The sequence below is a fragment of the Vibrio sp. MED222 genome (assembly GCF_000153005.1).
GTDB classification, from domain to species: Bacteria; Pseudomonadota; Gammaproteobacteria; order Enterobacterales; family Vibrionaceae; genus Vibrio; species Vibrio tasmaniensis_A.
Genome location: NZ_CH902607.1, coordinates 1 through 2,776 on the forward strand (window position 1 = coordinate 1; position 2,776 = coordinate 2,776).

A 2,776-nucleotide genomic window follows, 5' to 3' on the forward strand; every position below is an offset into this window, starting at 1 on the left:
TGGGGTACTGACTTGGGCGGCAACTTTGGCGCAGCGAACATCAGCACAGAAAACCCATTCAAAGCAGGCATGATAGGTGCTTCAAATACAGGTTGGTTTACTTACGCAGGTCTTGAAGGGCGTTACCGATTTAATGACCTGACTGTCGAAGGGGATCGTTCCGGTGTTAATGATTATGCAAAGAAAAATGGCCAAGATCCTGCGATCTACGATGTCACTTTAGAGAACATTCAAGCGACAGCGATACTTGGTGTTGCTTGGTATAACCAATACGTTGGTGCATCTTTCGCACTTACCGCAAAAACACCCGATTACCAAGAAGCAACAAAGTCAGTGTACGGTACTGGTGGCATCACTATGTTTGCTTTCTTCTAGCCATAGAAAAGGCTTTCACCGCCTGCTTTTCAAGTTAAATAAAGGCAATCATCTTCACAGGTGATTGTCTTTATTTTTAAAGACCTAGTTACCATTTGACCCTATTTTATGTACCGTTTTTGTAATAAAATAAACGGTATAAATTCCTATACGAGAATAGCTCATGTCTACAACTGGTCGCATTCACTCATTCGAATCTTGTGGTACTGTCGATGGCCCTGGTATCCGCTTTATTGTGTTTCTTCAAGGCTGCTTAATGCGTTGTATGTACTGCCATAATCGCGATACATGGGATCTTCATGACGGAAAGGAAGTAACGGTCGAAGAGATCATTAACGAAGCAAAATCATACCGTCATTTCATGAAAGCCTCTGGCGGTGGTATCACCTGTTCAGGTGGCGAAGCGATGCTACAACCTGAGTTTGTTCGTGATTTTTTCCGCGCGGCTCAAGCTGAAGGCATCCACACTTGTCTTGATACTAATGGCTATATTCGTAAACACACTGAAGTGGTCGATGAAGTACTAGAAGCCTCTGATCTGGTAATGCTGGATCTTAAACATATGCGAGATGAAATTCACCACGATTTCATTGGTGTATCAAACCGACGTACTCTGGATTTTGCACGCTACCTACACAAAATAGGTAAGAAGACGTGGATTCGTTATGTGATTGTTCCTGGCTACACAGATACGCCAGAAGATGCGCATCTTCTGGGTGAATTCATTAAGGACATGGATAACATCGAAAAAGTAGAACTGCTTCCATACCACAAGCTAGGTGCTCATAAGTGGGAAGCATTGGGTCACGACTACCCTCTTGAAGGTACAAATCCGCCAAGCAAAGAAAAAATGGACGAGATTGTTGCTATCCTCAGTCAATACCATTCAAACGTAAAATACTAATTTAGACTTACGTTAATAGTGATTTCAAACGCCTCAATTTCGATTGGGGCGTTTTCTTTTTTGGTTAAAACAATCCTTTCACTTTTCTTTACAACTTTTGTTTATCAATTCAAAAAATCATATTAAATCCGTGTTGAGATCATGTTTCCACTCTTAGGAATGCTGTTACTCTTACTGCAACAAAATAATATAACATTTAGTTTTTTAGTGAGGTTCCTCCCATGGAAATGACCAATGCTCAGCGTCTAATTCTATCAAATCAATACTACCTAATGTCTCAAATGGATCCTGAGAACTCAGCTAAATACCAGCGTCTACAAACGATTGTAGAACGTGGTTACGAACTCCAAATGCGTGAGCTTAACAAAGAATTTGGTTGTTTAACTGAAGCAGAATGTCGCGAAATTATCGACATTATGGAGATGTACCATGCGATGCAAGAGTCGAATAAAATGCTTGCAGATCAAGAGCGTGCGGAAGTCGACCAACGTCGTCTACAATTCCTAGGTTTCGATATCGCTTCTGAAGCACAAATCGTACATTACGTGCGTTTCCTTGTTGACTCTGAAGGACTTTACCCTCAATTTGACAAAGCAGATCACCACTTCAATAGTCAAATGCCAATGTTAGAAAAGTACCGTCGCATGCTAACAACGTGGCGTAACTGCCCTCGTCAGTACCACCTATGTGCGACAGAGCTATCTCAAATATTTAGTGCTTAGTGCATTAGAAGATTAGCTTTAACTAGGCTTATAAAATTTCAAAAAAAGGGTTACTCATCATGAGTAACCCTTTTTTAATATTCATATATAAAGCGATAAGCCAAAGCACCTAGAATACATAAGCGACACCGACGTTAGCGGCCATGTTAATGCCACTTTCAAGTATTGGGCTATTTTCAATATCACCTTCAAGGTTGGTATAACGCACACCGCCGGTTACTCGAACATTTGGCGTCACATGCAGATAACCACCTAAGCCAATAAAGTATTGGCCATCCCAGTCAGCGTCAAATTCATCTAAATTGGTTCTCGCCGCTTCCGATGAACTCACTCCGTACAGGTGATTATTCAAACGCTTACTGTTATACGAGTAACCAATAGATGGTGTAATCGCCCAGCCATTACGACGAATTGGTAGGCGCCATGCCGCTTCTGCATAGATGCCATTGTGCCTAAACCCTAAGTCTGAGCCCGCTGTCGCTTCAAACATACCGACCAATGTAATCACTTGATAGCTTACACCTCCCAACACCGACGCTTTACGCTCATCTAACTTCTGGATATCAGCATTATCAGAGTCACTTGGCTTTAATGTTCTTGGATCATAAACCGCTCTAAACACAATATTCTGTGGTGAACCTGCAGGTAGCAAGCGATAACCCGCACTGAATCCACGCATGAAAAAATGCTCACCTTCATAACCAATCATGGGAATCACCGTACGATTTGACGGCGTCTCTTTATAGACAGCAGGAGAATAAGAAGCGGCAACGCC

Annotated in this window: 4 protein-coding genes; 3 read left to right on the forward strand and 1 reads right to left on the reverse strand. The window is 42.0% G+C overall.

Going from position 1 to position 2,776, the window contains the following annotated elements; all coding sequences use genetic code 11:
- From MED222_RS14665 to MED222_RS14655, 3 genes are all read left to right on the forward strand, one after another.
- On the forward strand, positions 1-375 hold a 375-nt coding region (locus MED222_RS14665; RefSeq protein ID WP_009846311.1), incomplete at its 5' end, for a lipid A-modifier LpxR family protein.
- A 163-nt stretch (positions 376-538) separates the two neighbouring features.
- On the forward strand, positions 539-1,279 hold the full coding sequence (gene pflA / locus MED222_RS14660) for a pyruvate formate lyase 1-activating protein (RefSeq protein ID WP_009846312.1): 741 nt from the start codon (positions 539-541) through the stop codon (positions 1,277-1,279).
- A 221-nt stretch (positions 1,280-1,500) separates the two neighbouring features.
- On the forward strand, positions 1,501-2,001 hold the full coding sequence (locus tag MED222_RS14655; RefSeq protein WP_009846313.1) for a YfbU family protein: 501 nt from the start codon (positions 1,501-1,503) through the stop codon (positions 1,999-2,001).
- Positions 2,002-2,110: 109 nt separating this feature from the next.
- On the opposite strand, the gene MED222_RS14650 is transcribed toward MED222_RS14655, so the two are convergent.
- Positions 2,111-2,776, reverse strand: a 666-nt coding sequence (locus tag MED222_RS14650) for a MipA/OmpV family protein (RefSeq protein WP_009846314.1), incomplete at its 5' end; no start/stop codon positions are given.

Bases quoted from the DNA above. Each gene is read 5' to 3' on its own strand.
- MED222_RS14655 (WP_009846313.1), top strand. From the start codon at position 1,501: ATGGAAATGACCAATGCTCAGCGTCTAATTCTATCAAATCAATACTAC.
- pflA (WP_009846312.1), top strand. From the start codon at position 539: ATGTCTACAACTGGTCGCATTCACTCATTCGAATCTTGTGGTACTGTC.